Annotated in this window: 25 protein-coding genes, 1 tRNA gene and 2 pseudogenes; 12 read left to right on the forward strand and 16 right to left on the reverse strand. The window is 64.6% G+C overall.

The genetic code is table 11. The annotated features are described in order from the left end of the window. Positions 1-73: 73 nt before the first annotated feature. Both ACNS88_RS04805 and ACNS88_RS04810 read right to left on the reverse strand, forming a co-directional pair. Complete coding sequence (locus ACNS88_RS04805; protein ID WP_435094449.1) at positions 74-1087, reverse strand: aldo/keto reductase; 1014 nt, start codon at positions 1085-1087, stop codon at positions 74-76. 81 nt (positions 1088-1168) lie between these two features. After that, entirely contained in the window at positions 1169-1711 is a 543-nt protein-coding gene (locus ACNS88_RS04810) for a CDP-2,3-bis-(O-geranylgeranyl)-sn-glycerol synthase (protein ID WP_435094451.1), read from the reverse strand. 103 nt (positions 1712-1814) lie between these two features. Between ACNS88_RS04810 and ACNS88_RS04815 the strand changes: the two genes are divergently transcribed. Both ACNS88_RS04815 and ACNS88_RS04820 read left to right on the forward strand, forming a co-directional pair. After that, positions 1815-2654 carry a proline dehydrogenase family protein gene (locus ACNS88_RS04815; protein ID WP_435094453.1) on the forward strand — a complete coding sequence of 280 codons (840 nt, stop codon included), beginning with the start codon at positions 1815-1817 and terminating at the stop codon, positions 2652-2654. A 95-nt stretch (positions 2655-2749) separates the two neighbouring features. Beyond that, positions 2750-3460 (forward strand): DUF502 domain-containing protein, encoded by a 711-nt coding sequence (locus ACNS88_RS04820; RefSeq protein WP_435094455.1) that lies wholly within the window; start codon positions 2750-2752, stop codon positions 3458-3460. A 39-nt stretch (positions 3461-3499) separates the two neighbouring features. Here ACNS88_RS04820 and ACNS88_RS04825 read toward each other — a convergent pair whose 3' ends face one another. The 4 genes from ACNS88_RS04825 to ACNS88_RS04840 all read right to left on the reverse strand — a co-directional run bounded on the left by ACNS88_RS04825 (position 3500) and on the right by ACNS88_RS04840 (position 6322). Beyond that, positions 3500-4429 (reverse strand): branched-chain amino acid transaminase, encoded by a 930-nt coding sequence (locus tag ACNS88_RS04825; RefSeq protein ID WP_435094457.1) that lies wholly within the window; start codon positions 4427-4429, stop codon positions 3500-3502. Positions 4430-4758: 329 nt separating this feature from the next. Then, entirely contained in the window at positions 4759-4887 is a 129-nt protein-coding gene (locus ACNS88_RS04830; protein WP_435094459.1) for a hypothetical protein, read from the reverse strand. Next, positions 4884-5570 (reverse strand): 3,4-dihydroxy-2-butanone-4-phosphate synthase, encoded by a 687-nt coding sequence (gene ribB, locus ACNS88_RS04835; protein WP_435094460.1) that lies wholly within the window; start codon positions 5568-5570, stop codon positions 4884-4886. Before ribB ends, ACNS88_RS04830 begins: the two co-directional genes overlap by 4 nt. Further along, positions 5570-6322, reverse strand: coding sequence for a DUF120 domain-containing protein (locus ACNS88_RS04840; RefSeq protein WP_435094462.1), 753 nt, complete (start codon positions 6320-6322; stop codon positions 5570-5572). The genes ribB and ACNS88_RS04840 overlap by 1 nt, the downstream gene beginning before the upstream one ends. A gap of 265 nt (positions 6323-6587) precedes the next feature. Here ACNS88_RS04840 and ACNS88_RS04845 point away from each other — a divergent pair. Next, positions 6588-6659 (forward strand) — tRNA-Ala (locus ACNS88_RS04845). Between the two features lie 336 nt (positions 6660-6995). Here ACNS88_RS04845 and ACNS88_RS04850 read toward each other — a convergent pair. Continuing rightward, positions 6996-7274 (reverse strand): annotated as a pseudogene (locus tag ACNS88_RS04850) (IS4 family transposase); the annotation flags it as partial. A 26-nt stretch (positions 7275-7300) separates the two neighbouring features. Next, a complete protein-coding gene (locus ACNS88_RS04855; protein ID WP_435094464.1) occupies positions 7301-9319 on the reverse strand; it encodes a COG1361 S-layer family protein in 2019 nt (672 codons plus the stop codon). Positions 9320-10122: 803 nt separating this feature from the next. Between ACNS88_RS04855 and ACNS88_RS04860 the strand changes: the two genes are divergently transcribed. Both ACNS88_RS04860 and ACNS88_RS04865 read left to right on the forward strand, forming a co-directional pair. Beyond that, positions 10123-11247: a glutamate-cysteine ligase family protein gene (locus tag ACNS88_RS04860; RefSeq protein ID WP_435094466.1), complete on the forward strand. Its 1125-nt coding sequence runs from the start codon at positions 10123-10125 to the stop codon at positions 11245-11247. Between the two features lie 454 nt (positions 11248-11701). Then, positions 11702-11953 (forward strand): annotated as a pseudogene (locus ACNS88_RS04865) (DUF7386 family protein). A 43-nt stretch (positions 11954-11996) separates the two neighbouring features. On the opposite strand, the gene ACNS88_RS04870 reads toward ACNS88_RS04865, so the two are convergent. Together ACNS88_RS04870 and ACNS88_RS04875 are read right to left on the reverse strand one after the other, a co-directional pair. Beyond that, positions 11997-12446 (reverse strand): type IV pilin domain-containing protein, encoded by a 450-nt coding sequence (locus ACNS88_RS04870; protein ID WP_435094468.1) that lies wholly within the window; start codon positions 12444-12446, stop codon positions 11997-11999. A 531-nt stretch (positions 12447-12977) separates the two neighbouring features. Then, a complete protein-coding gene (locus ACNS88_RS04875; RefSeq protein ID WP_435094470.1) occupies positions 12978-13430 on the reverse strand; it encodes a type IV pilin domain-containing protein in 453 nt (150 codons plus the stop codon). A gap of 270 nt (positions 13431-13700) precedes the next feature. Between ACNS88_RS04875 and ACNS88_RS04880 the strand changes: the two genes are divergently transcribed. Continuing rightward, positions 13701-13829 carry a hypothetical protein gene (locus tag ACNS88_RS04880; protein WP_435094472.1) on the forward strand — a complete coding sequence of 43 codons (129 nt, stop codon included), beginning with the start codon at positions 13701-13703 and terminating at the stop codon, positions 13827-13829. Positions 13830-14005: 176 nt separating this feature from the next. On the opposite strand, the gene ACNS88_RS04885 is transcribed toward ACNS88_RS04880, so the two are convergent. Continuing rightward, positions 14006-15307, reverse strand: coding sequence for a ribonuclease catalytic domain-containing protein (locus ACNS88_RS04885; RefSeq protein ID WP_435094474.1), 1302 nt, complete (start codon positions 15305-15307; stop codon positions 14006-14008). 74 nt (positions 15308-15381) lie between these two features. Further along, positions 15382-15690, reverse strand: a complete 309-nt coding sequence (locus tag ACNS88_RS04890) for a DUF7562 family protein (protein WP_435094476.1) — start codon at positions 15688-15690, stop codon at positions 15382-15384. 132 nt (positions 15691-15822) lie between these two features. Between ACNS88_RS04890 and ACNS88_RS04895 the strand changes: the two genes are divergently transcribed. Both ACNS88_RS04895 and ACNS88_RS04900 read left to right on the forward strand, forming a co-directional pair. Further along, on the forward strand, positions 15823-16302 hold the full coding sequence (locus ACNS88_RS04895) for a cation:proton antiporter regulatory subunit (protein ID WP_435094478.1): 480 nt from the start codon (positions 15823-15825) through the stop codon (positions 16300-16302). A 78-nt stretch (positions 16303-16380) separates the two neighbouring features. After that, positions 16381-17592, forward strand: coding sequence for a cation:proton antiporter (locus tag ACNS88_RS04900; protein ID WP_435094960.1), 1212 nt, complete (start codon positions 16381-16383; stop codon positions 17590-17592). A gap of 455 nt (positions 17593-18047) precedes the next feature. Here the strand turns inward: ACNS88_RS04900 and ACNS88_RS04905 are convergent, their stop codons facing one another. The 3 genes from ACNS88_RS04905 to ACNS88_RS04915 form a co-directional block, all read right to left on the reverse strand. Then, complete coding sequence (locus tag ACNS88_RS04905) at positions 18048-18494, reverse strand: DUF302 domain-containing protein (RefSeq protein WP_435094480.1); 447 nt, start codon at positions 18492-18494, stop codon at positions 18048-18050. Between the two features lie 87 nt (positions 18495-18581). After that, positions 18582-18878 carry a DUF5789 family protein gene (locus ACNS88_RS04910; protein WP_435094482.1) on the reverse strand — a complete coding sequence of 99 codons (297 nt, stop codon included), beginning with the start codon at positions 18876-18878 and terminating at the stop codon, positions 18582-18584. A gap of 265 nt (positions 18879-19143) precedes the next feature. Continuing rightward, positions 19144-20280 (reverse strand): M24 family metallopeptidase, encoded by a 1137-nt coding sequence (locus tag ACNS88_RS04915; protein WP_435094484.1) that lies wholly within the window; start codon positions 20278-20280, stop codon positions 19144-19146. Between the two features lie 96 nt (positions 20281-20376). On the opposite strand from ACNS88_RS04915, the gene ACNS88_RS04920 reads away from it, so the two are divergent. From ACNS88_RS04920 to ACNS88_RS04930, 3 genes are all read left to right on the forward strand, one after another. Next, the gene (locus ACNS88_RS04920) at positions 20377-20520 is read left to right on the forward strand and encodes a hypothetical protein (protein ID WP_435094486.1); all 144 of its coding nucleotides are present in this window, start codon (positions 20377-20379) and stop codon (positions 20518-20520) included. A gap of 55 nt (positions 20521-20575) precedes the next feature. Then, the gene (locus ACNS88_RS04925; protein WP_435094488.1) at positions 20576-20803 is read left to right on the forward strand and encodes a DUF7543 family protein; all 228 of its coding nucleotides are present in this window, start codon (positions 20576-20578) and stop codon (positions 20801-20803) included. A gap of 124 nt (positions 20804-20927) precedes the next feature. Continuing rightward, positions 20928-22241 carry an outer membrane protein assembly factor BamB family protein gene (locus ACNS88_RS04930; RefSeq protein ID WP_435094490.1) on the forward strand — a complete coding sequence of 438 codons (1314 nt, stop codon included), beginning with the start codon at positions 20928-20930 and terminating at the stop codon, positions 22239-22241. A 16-nt stretch (positions 22242-22257) separates the two neighbouring features. Here the strand turns inward: ACNS88_RS04930 and ACNS88_RS04935 are convergent, their stop codons facing one another. Then, complete coding sequence (locus ACNS88_RS04935; protein ID WP_435094492.1) at positions 22258-23715, reverse strand: TiaS agmantine-binding domain-containing protein; 1458 nt, start codon at positions 23713-23715, stop codon at positions 22258-22260. A 175-nt stretch (positions 23716-23890) separates the two neighbouring features. Here ACNS88_RS04935 and ACNS88_RS04940 point away from each other — a divergent pair, with 175 nt between their 5' ends. Continuing rightward, complete coding sequence (locus tag ACNS88_RS04940) at positions 23891-24862, forward strand: transcriptional regulator (protein WP_435094494.1); 972 nt, start codon at positions 23891-23893, stop codon at positions 24860-24862. The last annotated feature ends 19 nt before the right edge of the window (positions 24863-24881 follow it).

Below are 24881 nucleotides of genomic sequence, written 5' to 3' on the forward strand. Positions count from 1 at the left end.
CGCAAGTTGCCTCCGTGGGTCGGTAGCCGAACCCCCAACGGAGGAATCCTCGCGCTTTAGCGCGGGGAGGATGTCAAAGCCCGTCGTACGGACCGGGCTTCGCGGCGGTGAGCCGGTCGACCTGCTCGTCGGACAGATCGATCCGGGCGGCCGCGAGGTTCTCCGCCAGCTGGTCGGTCGTGCGCGCGCCGACGATCGGGGCGGTGACGCCGTCGCGGCCGGCGAGCCACGCGAGCGCGGTCTGGGCGGGGGTCGCGTCGACCTTGGCGGCGACGGCGTCGAGCTCGTCGTGGAGGTCGAAGTTCACCTCGGTGAGGTACGCCTCCTGGAAGCGGCTCGACTCGGCGGCCTTCGACTCCTCGGGGAGGTCCTCGTCGCGGTCGTACTTCCCGGTCAAAAAGCCCTGTCCGAGCGGGCTCCACGGGGAGACGGCTAGGTTCTGCTGGCGCGCGAACTCCAAGTAGTCGCCCTCGACCTCGCGGTCGACGAGGTTGTAGCGCGGCTGGAGGACGGAGAACGGCTCCCACCCCTCGTTCCGGGCGATCTGGTTAGCGCGGGCGACCTTCCAGGCGTTCGGGCGGAGCGTGGACGCGCCGAGGTAGTGGACCTTCCCGGACTCGACGAGCCCGTTGAGGGTCTTCATCAGCTCGCGGGCCGGCGTCTCGTCGTCCCAGCGATGGATGTAGAGGACGTCGACGTAGTCGGTGTCGAGCCGGTCTAAGAGGGCGTCGACGCGGTGGCGGACGTTCTTGCGGTTCGTCCCGCGGCTGTTCGGGTCGCCGTCGCGGATCTGCCAGTACACCTTCGAGGCGATCGTGTAGCGCTCGCGGTCGCGCTCGCCGAGCCAGTCGCCGATCCAGCGCTCGCAGTCGCCGCCGCCGTACACGTCGGCGGTGTCGATGTAGCGCCCGCCGGCGGCCTCGTAGCCGTCGAGCAGCTCGTGGGCGCGGGTCTCGTCGATCTCCACGTTGCCCGCTTCGGTCACGCGACCGAAGCGCCACGTGCCGAGCTGGAGCTCGCTCGTCCGGAGGCCGGTTCGACCGAGCGGAACCGTCTCGAGGTCGATCTCGTCGAGTTGAGGAGTCATCTGTCGATCGGTTGTGTGCGTCGGCGCAAAAAGCTACAGCAAGCGGATGTCTCGTGTGGACGAGTTACGAGAAATAGGCCCTTACCACGGCTCGTTCTTCAGCCCGAGCGCGTAGGCCCCGACGTTCGTGACGACGTGGAGGATCGGCGTCATCACGAGGACGACGACGAGGACGGAGGGCGTGAACACCGAGAGCGCCCAGTCGGTGTCGACGACGAAGACGGCGGCGAGCGCGACGACGACGAAGTCGAGCTGGTCGAGGCCCGGGAACGCCGCGCCGCGCTCGCGACCCGATCGGCGCTTGAGGAAGGAGGCGCCGATGTCGCCGCACATCGCGCCGAACGCGAGCGCGAACGCGGCCGGGAGCGCGAACGTCGGGAGGTCGACCCCGAGCGCGGCGCTCGCTGGCTCCGCGACGGCGTTGAGCGCGAGCGCGAGGACGACTCCCGCCAGGGTGCCGACCGCGGTGCCGCGCCACGTCTTGCCGTCGCCGAGCAGGCGGGCGCCCCGCCACTCCCGACCGCCGTCGATGGGGCGGCCGCCGCCGGCGATCACCGCGGCGTTGTTCGGCACGTAGGCGGGCAACATCGCCCAGAACGCGGTCGCGACGAGCGAACCGATCATACCCGACCGTCGCCCGTCGAGGGTATATAAATCCCGGATCCGGGTAGCCCCGATACCGCCCGGGGCGACAACAATCAAGTCGCTACCGCTCCGAGTAGGACGTATGATTCCTCCGATCGCGCGGCGGTTCGTCGCGGGCGAGAGCGTCCCGGAAGCCATCGAACACGCCAGAGCGCGCAACGAGGACGGCGTCGCCGTTATCCTGAACCTGCTCGGCGAACACTACGACGACTCCGCCGACGCCCGCGCCGACACCGACGCGTACCTCTCGCTGCTGTCAGACATCGCCGACAGCGGCCTCGACGCCTGCGTCTCGGTGAAACCGTCCCAGATCGGACTCGGCGTGTCCGACGACCTCTTCGAGGAGCACTACCGCGAGATCGTCGCCCGCGCTCACGAGCTGGACGCGTTCGTCTGGTGCGATATGGAGGACGCCGACACGACCGACGCGACGCTCGACGCCTTCGAGTCGATCGCGGCGGAGTACCCGTGGAGCGTCGGGCAGTGCGTCCAGTCGAATCTCAAACGGACCCGTGAGGACCTCGACCGCCTCCGCGACGTGCCCGGGAAGATCCGACTCGTGAAAGGGGCGTACGACGAGCCGGCGTCGATCGCGTATCGGGAGAAGTCGCGAGTCGACAGGGCGTACCGCGAAGACCTGCACTTCCTGTTCGAGGAGCGAGACCGAGGGGTCGCTGTCGGCAGCCACGACCCCGCGATGCTCTCGCTGGCGGACCGACTCGCTCGGGAACACGAGACCGACTACGAGGTCCAGTTGCTGATGGGCGTCCGCGACGACGCCCAGCGCGACCTCGCCGCGCAGGGGGTCCCGGTGGCCCAGTACGCCCCGTACGGGACCAAGTGGCTCTCGTACTTCTACCGGCGGATCCGCGAGCGCAGACAGAACCTGGCGTTCGCGCTGCGGGCGGTGCTCGGACAGTGACCGATTCTTACGGCTCGCACGCGAGCCGAGTGACCGTGTCCGTGCGGTCCTGTAGAAGCCCTCTTAAGGGTCGCCGTCACATACCAACTCGATAGATGTCCACGTGGAAACGCGACTTCGCCAGCGGGCTCATCGTGTTGGCGCCGCTGTTGGTCCTGCTCCTCGTCATCCAGTGGATCTACCGCTATATCGCTTCGATACCGCTGATCGAGGGGCTTCAGCCGGCAGTTATCCCCGGTCCGCTGGAGCCGATCTCCCGCGTCATCATCGCGCTCGCGGTGTTCGCGACCGTCGTCCTCGCGGTCGGCTACTTCATGCGGACGACGCTCGGTCGGCTGGCGGAGTCCGCCGTCGACGGAGCCATAAACCGGATCCCGGCGCTGCGCGTGGTGTACAACGCCTCGAAACTCGCGATCGAAACGGCCGTCTCCGGGACCGACGAGCTCCAGAGCCCGGTCTACATCGAGACGTGGCCGGGGATCCGCATGACGGCGTTCCGGACCGGCAAGAAGACCCGAGACGGGAAGATCGTCTTATTCATGCCGACGGCACCGAACATCACCACCGGCTTCGTCATCGAGGTCGAGCCGGAGCGCGTCGAGGAGACCGGCGAGACCGTCGAGGAGGGGATGACTCGCGTGCTCTCGGCCGGGTTCGCCGAGTCCGCACATCAGGTCCCGGTCGAGGAGGAGTCGCCGCCGGAGGGTACCACCGGTCGACCGGGCGGCGTCGGCGGCGTCCGCACCGACGGGACGCCGGGCGAGTCCGAGCGCCCGTCCACGGACGGGGCCGGTGAGGGCGACTGATCGGGGCGGGGAGAGCAGAGACAGTGACCGAGCCCTCGGTTACACGTAGGTGAACCAGTCGTCGTGGTCGTCTGTCCGGCGCTCCACCAGATCGAAGAAGGCGCTCTGCAGCTCCTCGGTGACCGGGCCGCGGGTGCCGGTGTCGATCTCCGTGTCGTCGACCGACCGGATCGGGGTGACCTCGGCGGCGGAGCCGGTGAAGAACAGCTCGTCGGCAGTGTACAGCTGTCCGCGGGAGATAACCGCCTCATCGTGGACCTCGTAGCCGCGCTCCTCCGCCAGTTCGATGACGGTGTCGCGAGTGATCCCTTGGAGGATCGACTGCGCGGGCCCTGTCGTGTAGATCTCGCCGTCGTTGACCATGAAGATGTTCTCGCCCGGCCCCTCGGCGACGTTCCCTTCCTTGTTTAAGACGATGGCCTCGACGTAGCCGTTCCGGCGGGCCTCCTCGCCCGCGAGCATGGAGTTGACGTAGAGGCCGGTCGTCTTCACGTTCGTCGGCACCTGCGAGGAGGCGTGTTTCCGCCACGAGGAGACCATCACGTCGACGCCCTCCTCTAAGGCCTCCTCGCCGAGGTACGCGCCCCACGGCCACGCCGCGAGGACGAGGTCGGTCGGGCAGTCCTTCGGCGAGACGCCGAGCGAGTCGTACCCGTAGTAGGCGATCGGTCGGACGTACGCGGAGTTGAGGTCCTGCCGGTCGAGGAGTTCGAGGGTCGCCTCGGTGATCTCCTCGCGGGAGTGTTCGATCTCCATGTCGTACATCTTCGCGGAGTCGAACAGCCGGTCGAGGTGTTCGTCCCACCGGAAGATCGCCGGCCCCTGCTCGGTGTCGTAACAGCGGACGCCCTCGAACACGCCGCTTCCGTAGTGGAGCGCGTGTGTCAGCACGTGTGTCGTCGCGTCCTCCCAGTCGAGGTACTCGCCGTTCTTCCAGATCGTGTCGACGTCCATCTCGTCGAATCCCATGATCGAAGGTTGCGGTGATCGGGCTTAAAAGTGTGACATGCGGAGGACGCGACTATTACGGACAAGTCACTGGCCACGTTCCAGTTGATAGCTTATAAACCATCGATCGGAGATCGGCGGTGAACATCTCCAAAGCCCCAGCCGCTCGGTTATAACCGACTGATCGAGGATCAACGGTGAACCACTCCAAAGCCCCAGCCGCGAGGACGGCGCACGCTCGCTGCGCTCCTCGGTCGTTCGCTCCGCTCACTCCCTGCGGTGCTTACGTCGCCTGCGCCGTCCTCGCGACTGCCCCTTTGAGTCCCGCCCCGACCGCACAGCACAGCACCTCACACCTCCCCAGCCTCGTCGCTGGCGCCCTCCGCTTCGCTTCGGGTGCCAGCGACTCCCTCGCACGGGCTCCTCGCGCCCTTATAAGGGCGCTCGGAGGCGTGCGCCACCGCACCGCGTTCGGTCACTTGAGCGCCTCAACGAGCGCTGCGCCCTCGACGTACGGGATTTCGCGCCGGCGGGCGTACGCCTCGGCGTCTGCGGGCGTCAGCGCGGCGCCCGTCTCGTCGTCGAGCATCTCGCAGACCACGGCGGCGGGGGCGGCGTCGACCGCCTCGGCCATCGCGAGCCCGAGTTCCGTGTGGCCGGTCCGGCCGCCGAGCCCGTCGCGAGCGCCCCGCAACACGTGAACGTGGCCGGGCGCGCGGAACTCCGATGCGAAGTCCTCAGGGGCGTACCCCCCGGGGTTGGCGTCGACGGCGGCGGCGGACGCCGCGAGTTCGACGATGGTGCGCGCGCGGTCCTCGTCGGTGATCCCGGTGAACGTCTCGCGGTGGTTCACGGGGAGGGAGAACGAGGAGCGGTCGTCGTACTCGGGGTCGTCGTTGACCGCGGGGTGGTCGAGCGCGTCCGCGAGGAACGGGAGACCGAACGCGTCCGCAACGGGGTCCGCGACAGCGACGCAGATCAGTCCGCCCGCGTCGTTTCGCATGTGGGCGACGGCGGTCTCGTCGACGGTGCCGGCCGGGTAGACGATGTCCGTCTCGCCTTCGCGGTCCGCGAAGTCGTGGACGCAGACCGGGTCGCCAGCACGGAACGCGTCGAGCGCGCGCTCGACGGCGTCAGCCTCGGCGTCGGCGTCGGCGCGCATCAGGCGACCTCCGTCTCCGTCTCCGCCTCGTTGTCGGGCGTGTCCGCTCGGCTCGTGGCCGCTACACGGACCTCGACCGCGTCGCCGTCGTCGAGGGCGAGCGCGTCGCGGAGCCGATCGGGGGCGATCAGTTCGAGCTGATCGTCGTCGTGATGGGTTCGGTCCGGGACGATCGCGTGGACCTCCTCGTAGCGATCGCCGCCGGCGACGAGCGTGACGCCGTAACACGAGGCCGCGCCGTAGGTGCGGTCCTCGCCCTCCCACGCGTCGATCGGGACCGCGTCAATGCCCGCCATCTCGCCGCGCCGGCGGACGCTCTCCTCCGAGAGGTCGACGTTGAGCGTGCCCGGGAACGGCTCGTAGCCCAGGCGTGTTCGGAACTGCTCGGCGTAGCCGGACAGGGTGATGTAGTGGCGTCCCTCGCCCATTCCGCCGGTGACCGCCCCGCAGAGCATGAGCTCCACGTCGGTCTCGAACAGGCGGCGGTAGTCGGCGTACTCGGCGCGGAGCGCCGCCTCGCCCGCGTCGGTGACGCGAACCCACTGGCCGTCGCCGACCACGTCGCGCTCGATGTACCCCGCCGATTCGAGGGTTTGGAGCCGCCGGGAGGCGGTCTGCGTCGAGGCGTCGAGCCGGTCGCCGAGATCCGCACACGGCACCTTCGTCTCGGTCAGGCCGCCGACGAGCCCGACGTGTTTCAGGGCCGCGATCGCGGCCGGGTCGGGGTCCGCCGTCGACGTCGCTTCTGCCATGTTCGTATCTGAGTCGCCCGCACGCAAAAGAGTAACGGATGTGAGATAGATCTCAGAAACGTTACTTGGGTTTGAAGTGGAGTCTGTCGATCGGAGGCCCTTGCACTTGCAAAAACTACGAGGGCCCCGATACCTAACCCCGTCGGTATCGGCGGTCATCGTTGCGAGCTGTGGTGCCATCAGACCAACGCGCGAGTGAGAACGACCCGCGTGCAGGTCGTCGAAAGGTAAGGTACAAATACGAACGGCGATTGGTTCCGGGTGCGGGCTCGTAGATCAGCGGCAGATCGCTTCCTTCGCAAGGAAGAGGCCCGGGGTTCAAATCCCCGCGAGTCCACTTCTTCACTCACTTCGTTCGTTCAGTCGTTCCCTCGCTTGGTCCCGTTCGCTCTGCTCACGGGACCCCCGCGAGTCCATAATTCTGCGCCGCGAGCAAATCGCGAGCGGCGCAACACTGCAACGAGTGGGGATTTGAACCCTGCCAGTCGCGCACAGCGAGCGATGCGAGGTGTGAGCGGAGCGAACATCTCGACGAGCGGGCACGTCTGGTTCCTTTTTAAAGCCCCCGCGAGTCCACTCCTTTCACTCCGTTCGAGTCGTTCCCTCCGTGGTCCCGTTCGCTCCGTCGCCGGCACGTTGACCGGCTACGATAGGCACGGCCATTCGTCTTCAGCTAGGCCTCACACCTGGGTTGCGTAGCGGTAGCAAGCGTTTCTTGTAAGATTGGTCGTTGCTTGTGGATCGTCTGTACGTCTTCGATCGACCGCTTCAACAGTGGCAGTAGTGAGTAGCCAGGATACTCACGGAGTTCGTGGAGAACGAGCTGGGCGTGCGACCGGAAGGTCGCCGCCCAGCGTTCCGGTGGAAACACGATCTCGTCGTCAGCTTGCTCGGTGACCAGATCCAACAGATCACAGCTCACTGACAGCGAAAGCAACGCTGCATACAATACGAAAGCCGAAGCGTCGGTGTCCTGAGTTAGCTATCTTCCTCGAACTGTGCGTCGTAGTCGTTCTGTATCTCGATCGTCGTCTCGCGGCTCACGTCACTGAAATCGTATCCGTATCGGTCGTTGGTAATCTCATCCCGCGTGTGGATATCGGCCGGGTCCGTTCCTTCGGGGAACGGCTGGCGATTGTAAATTGTCTGGACTTCTCCGGCGGTCTCTGTACTGAGGTTCGCGAAGTCGTGGCCGTGCTTCGCCTGTGCGATCTCGTCAAGGGTGAACGCCGGATCGGACGGGAGCTCACCGAACTGTGCGTCGTAGTCGTTCTGTATCTCGATCGTCGTCTCGCGGCTCACGTCGCTGAAGTCGTAGCCGTAGCGATCGTTGGTGATCTCATCTCGGGTGTGGATATCGGACGGATCCGTTCCTTCGGAGAACGGCTGGCGGTTGTAGATTGGCCGGACTTCTCCGGCGGTCTCAGTGCTAAGATTCGCGAAGTTGTGACCGTACTTCGCCTGTGCGATTTCGTCGAGAGCGAACTCCTCGCCTCCATCGCCCGCCTCGGAGTCATCGCCATCGCCCGCGTCGGAAGCTTCCTCAACGGTTAATGAGCCGTTGACGGAGTCGTCTTCCGAGGAAACTTCGTGGGTGTAGGTCCCGGGAGCGAGGTCGCCAGCCGGGACATCCTCAAAGGTGACGGTCACAGAGTCACCACCATCAAGCGCGACATCCGCTTCGGTGTCGCTGTAGACGACCTCACCAGTCGTCTCGTCGGTGACGGTCAATTCGATATCTTGATCGCCGGTCTGGTCGCCGGCGTTGTCGATGTCGGCCGAGACATCGATCGGGTCATCCCCCACTGTTACGGTCGCCTCAGCCGGATCCAGATTCGACAGAACGTACTCCGCCTCCTCGGGTGCATCATTGATAATGATCGGTCCAAAGGTGCCATCATCATCAGACCAAACCTCCATTTCATACTCACCAGCAGAGATACCAGTCGTATCGAACGTGAACGTCACCGTCTCTGAGTCACCCCCGTCAAGCGTTACAGACTTGGTACTTACATCGGTGTCATTGAAAATAAAAGTAATATTTTGGGTTGCTTCTATATCACCCGTATTTTTGATGTGGGCGGTCACCTCGAGATTCTCGCCGGCCTCAACTGGCGAGTTCCACCCGTCAAATTCGACGGCAAAGAACGCCTCGTCAGGTGCTTCGGTCAGCGTTACCGTCTCGGTATCGCGGTCATCATCAGACGCGACTTCCACGTTATAGTCACCAGCAAGAATAAAAGTCGTATCGAATGTGAACGTCACCGACTCTGAGTCACCTCCGTCAAGCGTTACAGACTCGGTACTTTCAGCGGTGCCATCAAAACTGAATGTAACATCTTGGGTGGCTTCTAGACTCCCCGTGTTTTCGATGTCGGCGGTAACGTCGAGATCCTCGCCGGCCTCAACCGGTGAGTTCGTCTCTGTGATCGCCACATCAAATTCGGGTTCCACGATTTGTATCTGACTGTCTCCGTCAATCGCCACGGATCTATCTTTAGGCGCACCCTCTCCACTGATAGTGGAAGCATTTCCACTGATAGTGAAAGTGTCACCAATTTCAGCATCTTCTGGAACAGTCACTTTATATTCCAGCGTGGCTGTATCAGTAGCTTCCCAAGTGGCGAAGAGGTCAATAGTGGAGCCGCTGAGCAGATCGATTGGATCTGGGTTAGCAGCAATGAGTACGACATCTTCGAAATTGGGATCAAATCTTTCGAAAATCGCTGGATCACCTTCTCCATCTAATTCAATCTCAACGCTAACAGTCGTCGATTCTCCGGGAGCAAGTTCGGACTGGTCTATGGTCCGCTCTGCAGTTATTATTTGATCAGCTCCGGCCGCCTGTTCTACTTGTTGGCTTTGTTGAATATCACTTTGTGCTGATATGTCAGCAGGGACAAAACCCATGCTGATGGATGCCAAAATAATTGTCACAGCTAAGCCGATCGCTGAATAACGATTCCTCGAAGTCGTGATGGATAGCTGGTCAAACATTTAATTGCTCATTGTGTGAACTTCGTGTACGCTCGAGCATCGCGGCTCATCCAGATGTATTACTAATATGTTAAAAGATATTTACCGCTTAGTTAGGATCTATTAGCTACTATTCTCTTAATTCCGGTTTTTGATTCGCCTTTAGCGAAGACTCATACCTTGGTTATGTGGCGGTAGCACGTGTCCCTTGTAAGATCGGCCGTTACTTGTGGATCTTTTGTGCACCCTCGATCAGCCGCTCCAGCAGCGGCGGTGGCAAGTAGCCGAGGAGTTCACCGAGTGCATCGAAGATGAGCTAAGCAGCGACCAGTAGTGGGTAGGGCACGTTATGAAGGTGGCATCTGATACGTGAGTATGTCCGGAGATCGCGGCGAGGTCTCGACTGCGATGAGCGACGTCCACGCGACTACGCCCGCGCTCACGGCGACGACGATCGGGCTCGCCGCTGCCCGGTGTGCGATTCGTGGATTCGGGGCTACAGGGGTTCGGCCGCCGGGCTCGACGTGTCGGTTCCCGACCCGGGGAGCAGTCCAGCGTGCTCCCTAAACGGCCGGACAGCGGGTGCGTTCACGAGTTACTTCTCGCTTAATCGTGGAACCGCACGCGGCAGGACGGTCTCACGAATCGCGTGGGACGGTCAGAGTGCGTATTGTGCACAGCGCCAAACGAGTCGTCAGTCCCGGATATTACCCCGAGTATGCCGATTTGCCACCGCCTACAAGTTGATCGTAGCCGAAACTTTCGGTCGGATACGAGTGTTATAACGAACAGACCGCTCTGCGTAGGGTTTCGGACGGCCAACCATGGAAGAACATACGTCCAACGGATCCGATACGACGCTCACGGAGAAATCCGGAGGACTGCGACGTGGTGTCGAGGTCGAATACTGGGTGGTAGACGAGGAGGGTCGGCTGGCCAACGCGAAACCGCTCGCGGACGGAGCGGAGGGGATCGACCGGGAGTTCATCAAACCGATACTGGAGATCAAAACCAGCCCGTGTGAGTCGACCGATCAGACGCGGGACGAACTCTGCGACAGAATCGCGGGCGTCCTTGACCGTGCCGAAGCCATCGACTTGCGAGTCGTACCGCTTGCGACGCCGATCTGTCCGGAGGAGATTCGGGACGTTCCGAGCGACCGGACGCGGATTCAGGAGGAAATCATCGGCGACAGCTTCGAGTATACCCGCCACTGTGCGGGAACGCACATTCATATCCAGCAGTCACTCGAACGAGAGATAGACCAGCTCAACACCCTCACTGCGCTGGACCCGGCGCTGGCGCTGGTCAACTCGTCGCCGTACTTCGAGGGACAGCCGCTCGCATCAGGCGCCCGGTCGGAGCTGTACCGGTCGATGGCGTACGACGGCGTGCCGAATCAGGGCAATCTGTGGCCGTACTGCGACAGCCTCGACGACTGGGAACGACGGCTCGAGAGCGGATACGACGCGTTCGAAACGGCGGCCAACGCGGTGGGAATCTCCCAAGAGCGCTTGGAGGCGAGTTTCGAGCCCGAGACGTCGCTGTGGACCCCCGTTCAGATACGGAGCGCCTTCGAAACCGTCGAGTGGCGCGCCCCCGATACGGCGCTCCCGAGCCAAGTGATCAACCTGGCGGACGACGTGACATCAATTCTCGAACACCTCGAAAACACCGAGGTTCGGATCGAGGGGACTGAGGGGAGAGTGACGGCCGATACGATCGTGTTACCCGAGTTCGACGCGCTCACGGAGTACGTCCAGGCCGCGATCCGTGACGGGATTCAGTCACCGAAAGTCAGGGGCTACCTCGAACGGATGGGCTTCGACGTGGATTCCTATCGACCGATATCACACGAGATAGAAGGAAAAGAGGAGGTTTCGACCGAAGAAGCCCGACGGATCCGGCTCGAGTACGCCGACCGACTCGAGGACGACGTTCGAACGTGAACCGCCTCGAAGGTAAGCGACCCTGCCAGTCGCGCAGAGCGAACGGTGTGAGCGAGCACGCCTGGCTCTGGTTCAAAATCACTGCGCATCTGTCACACCACCGGATCGAGGAGCCGAATCCCGACCTTCCACTACCGATCGGAGATAGTCGAATATCGTCACTACGCAAGCTCGTGGACTGGGACGGAACGCCGTGTGCGACATCTGATAAGGGCGAAATCAGGATAGATGGGGTTATCGACGCGAAACGGTGGGGTCCGACGCGATTTGTTAACGATCGGCGATCAATGTACTTCAGTCGGCGCGATTGACGCGCGAGTACATAGAGATCAGATGGGCCGCAGGAGACAGTCGAAGCGATCGTGATCGGCTGGTCAGTATCACTTCAACACAGACTGGTTCAGTCATGTCAGAACGACAGGATCACGATCCCGGTATATACGACGTGACATAAATGAGGCGTCAAACCGGTCTCAAAGTTATTGACGAACGCGAGCGGCAGCTTCAAAAAGGCGAGCGAGATTGTGGCGAGCGGTCCCGAGGATGATCCGCCGATGAGCGTAGTCATTGACGCTGCGCTTGTACATCTCATTCAGTCAGAGACGAATGTTCGTGAGGCTCGCGACGAATTAGATCCAGCGACAACCAGCGGTTCAACACAGATGTGGTTGGATTACACTATCGGACTCAGATGCGGAGTAAGTGACATCAAGACGATAATACCGCAAAAGAAAAATCAGTTACCTGTTTTAGCTGGTCGAAATTGTTTCTTCGTAGATTGTGTTTCCACTCGGATCGTGGACCAGACTGATTTCGATAGCAGCGTTGCTACTGTAATCTGTGCCAGTTAGGTCGGTGAATGAGAACGTAGTTCCAGACTGCCACGGATCAGTGGTTGAAACCGCTGTGTCTGTCACAGATCCGACTCTGGTACCATCTACGGTCACTGTGAGGTCGCCCGGGTCAATATCTTGGCCGCCAGTCTTTGCAATGTCGAATGAGACCCCGTCAGCGGATCCTGACGCATTATCCGCACTGAATGATGCTTGCGGCGCGGTGTCGTTTAATTGATCCCCGAGTCCGAGTACGAACGTCCCGATGACAGCCGCTAGGATGACGGTAATTGCGACCATCAGGATAACGCCGATGACTGGACTCACTGCCCTGTCTTCCGCGTTGGATTGATTACTTGGTTTCATGATTTGAACCCAGCGGCCTCCGACGAAACGGCCACCCGTTTCAGTCGGTTAGCTGGTTATTATATGGTAGGTATGCTCTGCATAAGTAGTTACTGCCATAAGTATCAGGTGCGAAAATTAGATGCACAAGTCAATTTCAGTTGACGTGTGCGAAATACTCGCGCAACCCACAGCCGAGGCTTTCGCCCGGACCAACAGCGATCGCGTGTATCCGGATTCTCGACTACTGTCGCGTTCGCGAGTACGCCGCCAAAAACTCGAATCCTGGATGAATCGGTAACGGGTAGAAGCTCGACATCTCCACAGAACGAGTCTGTGTGTGGCTCAAAGAGACCGTCTCTGATTCGGTTCGGGCGATCAACACGGCGATCGATCAGATGGTTTGATCCGAATCACGAAGCCGAGACCACCACTACGCTCGTCCAGCCGCTTGCACACCTGTTTCATCGGACGTAAATAGAAAATCGTTGGCGGCAACAATCTGCGTCCGAGAACTAGAGAAACGTACAGCTAAAGAATGGATATGGGTTTCTAGCTGACTGTTGCCGTCTCCTCGAAGATTACGTTTCCGCTGGGGTCGTGAATGAGTCTGATTTCGACGGTATTACCAGTGTCGTACCCGCTACCAATCTGTTTCACAACTGCTGTGGTTCCACTTTGCCACGTATCTGTAACAGTAGAATTACTCTTGATGGTTCCACTTCTGGTGCCGTCAATGGAAACTGTGATCTGACTGGGATCTAAGTCTTGACCGCCCGTTTTTGTGATACTGACATTCACATCGTCAGTAGCGGTACTGTTCATTGACACATCATCTACCGTGAAACTCGCCTGCGGCGCAGTATCGTTGAGTTGGTCCCCGAGTCCGAGCACGAACGTCCCGATGACGGCGGCCAGAATGACGGTGATCGCGACCATCAGGATGACCCCGATAACGGGACTCACCGCCCGGTCGTCTGTGTCGGATTGGTTGCTTGGTTTCATGATTGAACCCAGCGGTCCACCGAGGAGCGCGATCAGGGATACGATACGTAATCGCCGGCGCCGAGAATCCCCTGCACACGTTCCGATCGGTTGCTGGTTGTATATAAGGAGGTAGACCCCGCATATGTACTTACTGGCACGAATATCAACCCCGAAAATTAGACGGAGAGCCTCTAATCGTTCAATTGACACGACATGTCTTCTCGAGAGCGGAGCGACACCGTCCCACGACCCAGACCGCTTATATACTCTGAGTCAGTGTGACGACGTATGGGCATCTCTGAGGTCCTCGAGGGCAAACACCTCTCGCACCGCCAAATGGGAGCCATCATGGTCGGGTGGATCCTGTTCGTCTCGATCGTCGCCGTCGGGCTGCTGTTGTTCACGGCGTCGTTGTAGGGCGGATCGACGGCCGATCCCGCGAGCGCGAGCGCCCTCGAAATCGACGGAAGATACCGTTCCGAGAGAAGGCGAGCGGCGCAAACGGTGACGGGGAAGCGAGAGAGGGGAAGCGGGAGAGGGAAGCGAGAAACGAGAAGCGAAACCGACGCGCAGAGAGTGAACCCCGCCGCGTGTCAGGCCGTGTGCTTCGCTTCCTCGGGATCCTCGACAATCTCGACGCCGCGGTTGTTGACCGCGTGGGGATCGAGGCCGACCTCCTGGAGGAACTGCTTGTAGAGCCGCTCCGCGGTCTCGCCGTCCTTCTGCTTGTCGCTGGCGTGGTCACAGAGCTCGAGGATGTTCTCCGGCACGTCGTTCTCGTGGACGATCCAGTGGTTGATCGTGTCCGAGAGCCGCCGGATGGGGGAGGTGAAGTGGCCGTAGATGTCGAAGTTGAGCGCGTGGTGGCCGCCGAACGGGTCATTCATGTACTTCGCACGGGGCATCACCTTCAGCACGGCCCGCTGGATCTTGTTGAGCTGGCGCCCGGGCGACTCTTCGAGGGCGGCGTTGACGGCTTTCCGCGGGTCGTCGCCCCACGCGTCGCCGGGGATGGAGACGGAGTCGAGCTCCTGGATCTCCTTTAAGGCCTGGTTCCACTGGTCGGGAGTCGGCTGCGGGTGGACGCGGTACATCGCCTCGACGCCGCGGTCCCACATCAGCGTGTGCGTGACCGCCTTGTTCGCCTTTAGCATCGACTCCTCGATGATGGTGTGCGCGCGGTCACGCCGAGGGTTCAATACGAGCGACCCGTCCTCCTTGCGCTGCTCGTGCATCCGGTCGGCGAGTTCGAACGCGAGCTCGTTCTCCTCGCCGAGTGGCAAGGAGGGGTCTTCGAGCCGGTTCTCACACTCCTTGTAGGTGAGCCGCTCGTCGGAGTTGATGACCGATTTGTAGATGTCGATGTTCTCGAACGAGAGCGTCTCGTCGTCGATCTCCATCTCGACGGTGTGCGCGAGCCGGTCCTCGTTCGGGACGAGTGAGCAGACGGTCTCGGCGAGCACCGGCGGGAGCATATGGATCGTGTAATCGGGCAGATAGACGGTGTTGGCCCGCTGGACCGCTTCCTCCCACATCGCGGTGTCCGGGGTGACGTAGTGGGTCACGTCGGCGATGTGGACCCACAGCCGGTAGGCGCCCTCCTCGCGCTCGATGGAGATGGCGTCGTCGAAGTCCTGCGCGTCGATGGGATCGGTGGTCCACGTCGTCAGCTCGCGGAGGTCTTTTCGCTCGTCGATCTCGTCTTCGATCTCGGCGTACACGTCCTCGGTTCGAGTCTCGGCCTCGCGGAGGACCTCGTTGGGGAACTCGTCGCGAATCTCGAACTCCTCGAACAGCTCCGTCCGCTTCTCGGTGAGGCTGTCGGCCAGCTCCGGTGTAATCGTCACGGGACCCTGATCCTCCGCGGATCCCGGTTTCGGCTCGTCGTCTGACATACGGTGACTAACGCGGGTCCGTTAGAAAGGCCTGTCGGGGCGGAGGGGAGAGACGGCGACAGCGACCGGCCGGGTTATCGATCGCGTTCGGAGCGCTCGGGCGATTCGCCGGCGTCGGCGACGGCGTCGGCGTAGCGGTCGAGGAACTCCTCGCGGGAGAGCCCGTCCGACTCGAACGAGGTGATGAGCGATTCGAGCCCGTCGCGCGGCTGGTGACAGATCTCGTCGTCGCAGTCGGTACAGAGGTACTCGAACTCCTTGTCGCGCCGGTTCCAGCGGTTTCCCTCCTTGTCGTACTCGCGCGCGTCTTCGCGCAACACGGAGTCGCCACACGCGATGCAGATTACCGTCCGCCGGTCCCGGTTTTTCCGGGAGCGCCACATACCTCTCACCTCGGACCCGGCATACTTAGCGTTTGGTGCGCGGCAGACGCTCGTCAGACGGGCCATCGCTCTCGGATCGACCAGCTCGGACCGAACTACAGGACTAATACGGTGGCCTCATTGTTCCCGGGTATGACGATCAGTGAATCCGACCTCCCGGGCGTCGGGAAGAAGTTCGAGATCGAACTCGACGACGGCGAGATGGTCGTCGTCATCCACAACACGGGGAAACGCGAGGTGTTCCGTCGGCCCGACCCGAACGCCGACTCCGAGAGAGTGTTCGAGTTCAGCGACGACCTCGCTCGGACGATCGGGTCGATCATCGAGGGCGCGTACTTCCAGCCGGTCGAGCCCGACACGCAGGAGACGACGCTGCCGGGCGGGATCCTCCTCGAGTGGTACGAGCTTCCCCCGGGCTCCCCCCTCGTCGGAGAGACGCTGGAGAGCGCCGACATCGGGAACCGAACGGGGCTCGCCGTCGTCGCGATCCAGCGCGACGATGGTGTCATCGACAGCCCCGACGCATCCACTACCCTCCGCGAGGGCGACACGCTGATCGGGGTCGGAACGCCGGAGAACTGCGAGGCGTTCGAGGAGATTCTCACCGGATGACCGGCGGATTCGGTGTGTGTCCTCCGACCGACAGCGAGGTGAGCGTCGGTGGCTGACGCCCTCCTCGAACTGGGGGTCATGTTCGCGACGATCGCGGGCGTCGGCGCGCTCGCGAACCGGCTCGGCCAGTCGGTGATCCCCTTCTACATTCTCGCCGGAATGGGACTCAGCGAGTTCGTGCTCGGACGGTTCTCGCTGCCCGTACTCGGGACCGCGTATGTCCCCGAGTCGGAGTTCATCGCGATCGGCGCGGAACTCGGGATCGTCTTCCTCCTGTTTTTCCTTGGATTGGAGTTCAACCTCGATCGGCTGCTCGCCCGACGGCGCCAGATCGGGACCGCCGGGACGATCGATCTGGCGAACTTCGGGGTCGGGTTCGTCCTCGGCTGGGTCGTCTTCGGTGCGTTCCTCCCGGCGTTTCTGATCGCCGGCATCGTGTACATCTCCTCGTCGGCGGTGATCACGAAGTCGCTCATCGACCTCGGCTGGATCGCCAACGACGAGGCGGAGCCGATGCTCGGCACGCTCGTCTACGAGGACCTGTTCATCGCGGTGTACCTCGCGGTCGCGTCCGCGATCGCGCTCGGCGGCGGCGACATTGGGGCCGCAGCCGTCGACATCGGGATCGCGATCGGGTTCATCCTCGGCCTCTTGGCGCTCGTCCAGTTCGGGACGCCCGCGTTCGACCGGCTCGTCGAGACGGACAACCGGGAGTTCATCGCGCTCCGGTCGATCGCGGCCGTGGTGCTGATCGCGGGCGGGGCGCTCGCGCTCGGCGTCAGCGAGGCGGTCGCGGCCTTCTTCGTCGGGATGGCATTCGCATCGACGGAGTACAACCACCAGATCGAGGCGCTGCTCGAACCCGTCCGCGACACGTTCGCCGCGGTGTTCTTCTTCTGGATCGGACTCGTCACCGACCCGCTGCTGTTCCGCGGCGTGGCAGCGCTGATCGCGCTCGCGGTGGTCGTGACGACGCCGACGAAGCTCGTCACCGGCTTCCTCGCCGGGCGCGCGTTCGATCTGAACGCCCGCCGGTCGACCCGCGTCGCGCTCGGGATGACGACCCGCGGGGAGTTCTCGCTGATCATCGCGACGATCGCGGTGACCGCGGGTCAGGCCGGCGCGTTCGACCCGGCGCTCGCGGCGAGGATCAACGCGTTCGCGGTCGGCTACGTGCTTGTGATGGCGATCCTCGGAACGACGCTGATGCAGTACTCGGAGCCGTTCGAATCGTTCGCGACCTCGTGGCTGGATCGAGACGTGGGTGATAGCGGGACTGATCGCTTATAAACCGTCTATGGCGGATCGGCAAGGAATACCCACAAAGCCCCAGTCGTCGGCGGCTTGCCGCCGGCTGCCAGAGGCGCGAAGCGCCTTGCTGCCGCTCTTTTATAAGTAGGTGACAGCGGATCGGCGGTGAACACCGCCAAAGCCCCAGCCGGTGAGGCGGACGCACGCTCGTTGCGCTCCTCAGTCACTCGTTACACTCGCTCCTTGCGGTGCTTACGTCGCCTGCGCCCGCCTCACCGGCTGCCCCTTTGAGTCCCACCCACCCGCACAGCACCGCAACCTCACACCTCCCCAGCCTCGTCGGTCGCCCTCCGCGTCGCTCCGGGCGACCGACTCCCTCGCGCGTGCGACTCGCGCCCGTTGGGCGCTCGCCGGCACGCGCCACCGCGGTAGTTTTTTATAAGCTCCTACCGCCGCTAGCGGATTTATTTATAAACCTCGCCGACGGCGGTCACTTACGCTTCCAGTTCCGCGAACACGCCGTCGACCATCTCGCCGGTGTCGGCGATGATCGCGTCCATCTCTTCGTCGTCGGTCGGGAGCCCGAGAAGTCGGGCGGTCTTCATGATCGAGATGTGGTAGACGACCTGCTCGTTCGGCGATTCCTGACGGATGACCATGTTACAGGGGAATAAGGCGCCGAGCCGGCCGTCGGTCGCGTCGAGCGCGCGGTCAGCCACGGCGGGGTTGCAGGCCCCGAGGACGTAGTAAGGGTCGCGGCCCGCGTCGACCTTCTCGTTGAGCATCTCGGACGGGGAGAACTCGACGGGGATCCCGAAGCCCGCGTCCAGACACACCTCGCGGACGCGTTCGATCGCCGACTCGTGGTCGGTTTCGAGCGTCGTCTGCGTCTCGCCGTACTCCTCGGGGTCGAGTTCGTGCGGATCGAACGGGATCGACATACGACGAATTCGCGTCGGTGGGACAAAAAGGCCGCGACGGGAGAGAAACGAAGCGAATGAGGACAGACTCGAACCGGTCGGAACGGGCTACTCGGTCGCGACCGGGCCGCGCCCGACGACCTCCTCGACCTCGGTCACGAACTCGCTCCGGCTCTCGAACAGGGGAACCTCGGAGTCCGCGAGCACGTCGTCGAGGTCGCGGGCACCGTCCGGCGTCCGGATCGTCGCGTCGCCCTCCTGGGCGCGCAGGTCGCTGCGCTTCGCGGGCCACGTGAGTCGGGACGCGACGCGAGCGACCGGCTCGCCCGCCACGTCCGGCCCCTCGCCCAGTTCGACGGCCGGCTCCTCCGGCTCCTCCGCTTCGGCCTCGTCGGTGTCGCTCATACCCCGCGCTTTCGCTCCGTCGACACTAATGGTTTCGATGCGAATCGGCACGGGGGCGGCGCGAGACCGGCGCGAGCCCCCGACGGAAGTGGTCGCCCGAATCGATTCGGCGTGACGATTATGTGGATTCACGCCAAGTTATGATTGGGATCACACACGACTCCCGCGACCACGTGCCGAACGACGGCGCGACCGGTTCCCCCGTTCCTGCCGTGTTCGGCGCATCTCACCGCCACCGTCTCTGTACAGCCCCTCGATCATCCCCTCACCGCCAGCCGCGATCGGTGTCGTTCAGCCGTTCGCACCCGGCTCCGGTGACGACGACGAGGTCCTCGATCCGGCAGCCGAACCGACCGTCGAGGTAGATCCCCGGCTCCACCGAGAAGACCATCCCAGGCTCCAGCGCCCGGTCGTTGCCGGCCACGACGTACGGCTCCTCGTGGACGTCGAGCCCCACACCGTGGCCAGTGCGATGGAAGAACGCGTCGCCGTACCCGGCGTCCTCGATGACCTCGCGGGCGGCCCGGTCGACCGCCTCGGCGGCGACACCCGGTTCGACCGCCTCAACCGCCGCGGCCTGCGCCTCGCGGACGACCTCGTGGACGCGCTGGTACTCGGCCGGCGGCTCGCCGTCGAAGACGAGCGTCCGCGTCTGGTCCGAGGGGTACCCGTCGACCCGCGTGCCGAAGTCGAGCACGACCGGCTCGCCGGAGCGGATCTGGCGATCGCCACAGCCGTGGTGCGGCTTCGCCCCGTTCGGCCCCGACCCGACGATCGTCTCGAAGGAGACGCCCTCACCGCCGTGGGCGGCCAGCCGGTCGGCGATCCAGTCGGCGAGATCGCGTTCGGTCATTCCGACGGCGTCAGCGCCGAGAGCACGGAGGTCCCAGACCGTCTCGTCGGCGGCCATGGCGGCCGCGCGCATCGCGTCCAGTTCGGCCTCGTCCTTTCGCACCCGCAGGTCGGCGAGCGCCTCGCTCGCGAGGCCCCACTCGGTGCCGGGCGCGGCGGCCCGGAGGTCCTGCGTGAACGTCGCCCACATCGTGTCGTCGACGAGGATGCGCCCCCCGCGGAGCCCGAGGTCGCCGAGCAGGTCCCGGACGGCGGCGGTCGGGTCGTCGCCGTCGACCCACGTTCGCACCGCGTCGACGGTGGTCTCCTCCCGGACCTGCGTCTCGTAGAGGGCGGGGACGAGGAGGGTCGGCTCGGCTGGGGCGGCCTCGTCTGTGGGATGGTCACCGGCCGGCACGGCGAGCAGGAGGTGTCGCTCGCCCGGTTCCTCGTCGAAGCCGGTGAGATACTGGAGGTTCCGGCTGGGGAAGCAGACGAGCCCGTCGGCCCCGACCTCCCGGAGCCGCGCCGCCGCGCGCTCGCGTCGTTCCGCGTGGACGTCTTCGGTCACGGTCGCACTCTGACCGGCGGTCGTTTATAAGTAGGGGCCCGTTGAGCGGACGGCAAGCGCCGCATAACGATATGGGAAGCACTCGCACGAGGTGGTATGAGCATTCAGACGGAGTCGACGTTCGACTGTCCCGAGTGCGACGTGACCGCCCCCTCGGCGTCAGTGCCGTACGACACTCTCGGCTACGCGGTCTGTCCGGTCTGTTCGCACACGACGGCACCGTCGAGCGGCGACGCTTGATCGGTCCGGCGGCGCGAACCGCGTCGTTTTAGCCGTCCCGCCCACCCTCTCCGGTATGCCCTGGTCAGTGGGACGCGAAGACGACGTAATCTCCGAGTGGGAGCGCTCCGACGGCTACGCGACGGTCCGGATCCGCGAGCGCGGCGACGGCGGGTTCGTCGCCCGCCTCGACGTGATGGAACAGGCCGACGACGAGTCGGCCTACGAGCGCGAGCGGTTCGGAGACCGCGAGACCGCACTCGACCGCGCGGCGGCGTGGCGCGAAGAGCGCGATATCGACTGATCCGCGACGCTGGCCGGCTCAAACCCGTATCGGTCGGAGCCGATGCCTCGCGTCGTGGTCCGGCGTCTCGCGGGGGTCCCGCCGACGAGGGTGGCTTTTTACTCTCGGTGGGGAATGAACCGTTATGACCGAACGAACGCGTCGCGACTGGCTCCGCGCCCTCGGCGCCGCGAGCACCGCGGGCGCAGCGGGGCTCTCCGGATGCTCCGCCTTCGACTCAGGGGATCCGTCAGCAGACGGCACGCCGGGGAACGGGGGTTCAGACGACGGGAGCGACCGGCCGATTGAAGGGACCGAGGACGGGCTGGCGACGCAGTTCCGACAGGGACTCCGGAACACCGGCTACGTCGACGCGACGATACCCGAGGCCGTCGAGACCGCGTGGGAAGTGCCGGCCAACCGCGGCGACCACTCGGCTTCGAAGGGGAGCCCGATCGAGGCGCCGAACGGGGCGATCGTGCTCGCCGACGACACCGGTCGGGTGCAGTCGATCGCGCCGGACGGGTCGATAAACTGGGCGACCTCGATCAGCGACGACGACCGCGGCAGCCACGGCACCCCGGCGATCGCGGACGGGAGCCTGTACGTCGGCACCTACGACGGCGTGGTCTCGTCGGTGGCGCTCGACGACGGCGAGATCCTCTGGCAGACCGACGCCGGCGACGCGGCCGCCGCCAGCCCGACCTACTTCGACGGGAAGCTCTACGTCGCCATCGAGCACGCGACCCCGAGCGGGAGCGTCGTCAAGATGGACGCGGAGAGCGGCGAGATCGAGTGGCGGGACGGGCGGCCGACCAACCATCCGCACTCGACGGTCGCGATCGACCGCGAGCACGGGCGCCTCATCTTCGGCTCCAACGACGGCCACTGCTACGCGTGGTCGTTCCCGGAGCTGGAACGCGAGTGGGCCTACGACACCGGCGGCGACGTGAAGCTCCCGCTCGCGATCAGCGAGGGAATCGCGGTCGTCCCCTCGTGGGCGGGGACCGTCACGGGGCTCGACGTCGAGGACGGCTCCGTGGTGTGGGAGTTCGAGACCGACGGCGGCGAGACGTCGAAGGGCGGTCCCGACCCGTCGGAGACGGGCGGCGTCATGTGCGCGCCTGCGGTCCACGACGGGGAGGTGTACGTCGGGAGCCACGACAGCAACGCCTACGCGATCGACCTCCGGACCGGCGAGAAGCTGTGGTCGACCGCGACGGGCGGCTGGATCACCGGGAGCGCGGTCGCCACGAACGATCACGTGCTCGTCGGCTCCTACGACGCGACGCTGTATGCGCTCGACCGCGACGACGGCTCGGTCACCTGGACCGCCGAGGGCCGCGGCGACGTGACCAGCGCGCCGTTCGTGACCGACGACGGGATTTACTACGCGGAGCGTGCCCCGCAGGACTCCGACGAGGCGGGGATGTGCTACAAGCTGGTCGCGAGCGAGTAGTGGCGAGTGGCGAGGCTCACCGCTCCGGGTGAATCGGCCCGTCGAACCCCCCACGGATCAACGGCTTCGCGACGTGTCGGCGCGCGCTCGGCGGAACCTCGTACCACCCGGGCTCCAGCTCTCGATCGATCGGCTCCTCGACTTTCCCGGGCGCGTCGGTACCGCAGTCGCGACAGCGGTACCCCTGGCCCCGTCCCGCCGAGGACATCGACCGCCCGCAGTCCGAGCAGGTCGGTACGGCGGGCTCCGTCTCAATGAGGTCGCGCACGGCGAACTTCTCCAGTTTCAGCGTCTCCGTCGCCGGATTGCTGTCGGCTCCGGCGTCTCCGCTGTCGCCCTCGGTGTCTCCGCTGTCGACTTTGGCGTCCCGGACCTCGTGCTCGCCGCAGACCGTCACCCGGTCGCCGGGACGGAGGGCGCGCACGTGGTCGCGGAACCGGCCGGTCGGTTTGAACGCGAGACACCGGAGGCGGGAGTCGTCTCGCCCGTCTGCGGGCGCCGCCACGTCGACGTGGACGTGTCCGCCGCGTTTCGTCTCCGGTTCGCTCGCGACGACGCCGGCGACGCGGTAGCCCGCGCCGTCGCGGAGGTCGCCGATCGCACCGGACGCGAGGTGCGCGTCGGTCCCCTGATTCGTCAGGAACGTCGCCGTGCGCTCGACCGGTTCGGAGGTGATCGTCTCGGCGACCTCGCGACACGCGTCGCCGTCGTCGCCGCGGATCCCGTGGAGGATCGGGCCGGGGGCGTTCGGGACGCAGACCGCCTTGCCGGTTTCGCGGTCGACCGTGTCCCAGACGGTTGGATAGCCGCGGTCGGCGGCCGCAAAGACGCTCTCGATGTCGATATCGCGAGGCGTGCCGCAGCGGTCGAGCTCGCGGTAGGTGATACGCTCGACGGTCCAGTCGTCGAACGCGGCTGGGGCGCCGACCGCCGCGAGCGCGCCGATCCGGCCGCGTCCCGCCACGGCCTCTGTGTCCGTTTCGCCGCCGGACCCGAACGCCGCGTGGCGGAAGCCGTGCTCGTCGGCGAGGTCAAGCGCCTCGTCGAGGGAGAGGCGGTGTCGGAGCGCGCGGCGGGCAAAGTCGGCCACGTCCGCCGGGATCGGCGCAGCGCTCGTGGATGGGGGGTCGGTCGGGCTCGGACCGGAGGCGACGCCGACTGCGCCGACGTCGTCCACGTCGATGTCGGCGACGACGACGCCGGGCGAGGTCCGGGGGTCGTCGGCCGCCGCGAACTCCTCGACGGTCTCCGCGGCGAGGTCGAACGCCGCCTCGGTGTCGACGCCGGAGACGTGGAGCGCGACCGCGGCGTTGCCCCGCGTCTTGTGTTTCACCGCGGGGTTGAGTCGAACGAGAAGGCGGCGGCGAACGCGGCCGCCGGCCGCGTCGAGCCGCTCTGCCAGTCGCGCGCCGACGTACGTCGTGCACATCCCGCGCTCGCGGGAGTCGGTGTCGTCGACGGCGACGATGGGCATACGCGCCCTTTCGCGCTCCCGAACAAACCGGTTTCGGGGCGCGGACGGAGGCGGCGCCCGTCACGACGTATATAACTGCATCGGCACCGCAATCGGGGAAATCGCAGGCGGGCGGGGGTTTCGAGCGTCTGCGACTGACACAACGCATATATGCGGTGAGCCGCTATCATCGGGCATGTCCCGGACTGCGCTGATCGAGAACGTCACCGCGATGCTGGAGGACGCGGGCTTCCTCGTGAGCGACCGGTGTGCGGTCCGGCCCAAGAGCTTCGACGTGGCGGCCCGGCGCGGCGAGGACCTCGTCCTCCTGAAGATTCTCGGGAACGTCGATGCCCTCGACGCGGAGACCGGCGCGGAGATGCGCCGACTGGGCGAGTACCTGCACGCGACGCCGATGGTGATCGGGGTCCGGACCCGCGACGAGGAGCTGAAGCCGGGTGTGGTCTACTTCCGGCATGGCGTTCCGGTTATCAACCCCGACACGGGATACGACCTGTTCGTCGAGGGGATGCCGCCGCTCATCTACGCGGCCCCCGGCGGGCTCTACGTGAGCCTCAACGGCGACCTCCTCGCCGACGAGCGCGAGGAGCGCGGCTGGTCGCTCGGCCGGCTCGCAACCGAACTCGGCGTCTCCCGGCGTACCGTCTCGAAGTACGAGGACGGGATGAACGCCTCTATCGAGGTGGCGATCCAGCTGGAAGAGCTGTTCAACGAGCCGTTCTCCAGCCCGGTCGACGTGCTCGACGGGGCCGGCGAGGTCCGCGACGCCGATCCCACGCCCTCGGCGCCCGAGTCCGACCCCGACGACGCACACGTCCTCCACGTCCTCACGAACGCGGGGTTCACGGTCCACCCGACCGCTCGGGCGCCTTTTAAGGCCGTCTCCGAGGACGAGGGGAGTTCCGTCCCACGGGTACTCACCGGCCACTCGACGTTTACCCCGGCCGCGGAGAAGCGTGCGCGAATCATGTCCTCGATCGGCGAAGTGGCACAGACCCGCTCCGTCTACTTCACAGAGGACAACGAGAAGCGCGAGTCGGTCGACGGCACCGCCCTCGTCTCCTGTGAGGAGCTCGCCGACATCTCCGACCCCGAGGATATCCGCGAGCTCATTCGCGACCGGGCAAAGGCGCCGTCGGAAGCGTAACTGGGCCTCGTCCGCACGT

It is taken from the genome of Halorubrum shenae (genome assembly GCF_051194165.1).
In the GTDB taxonomy this organism is placed as follows: Archaea; Halobacteriota; Halobacteria; order Halobacteriales; family Haloferacaceae; genus Halorubrum.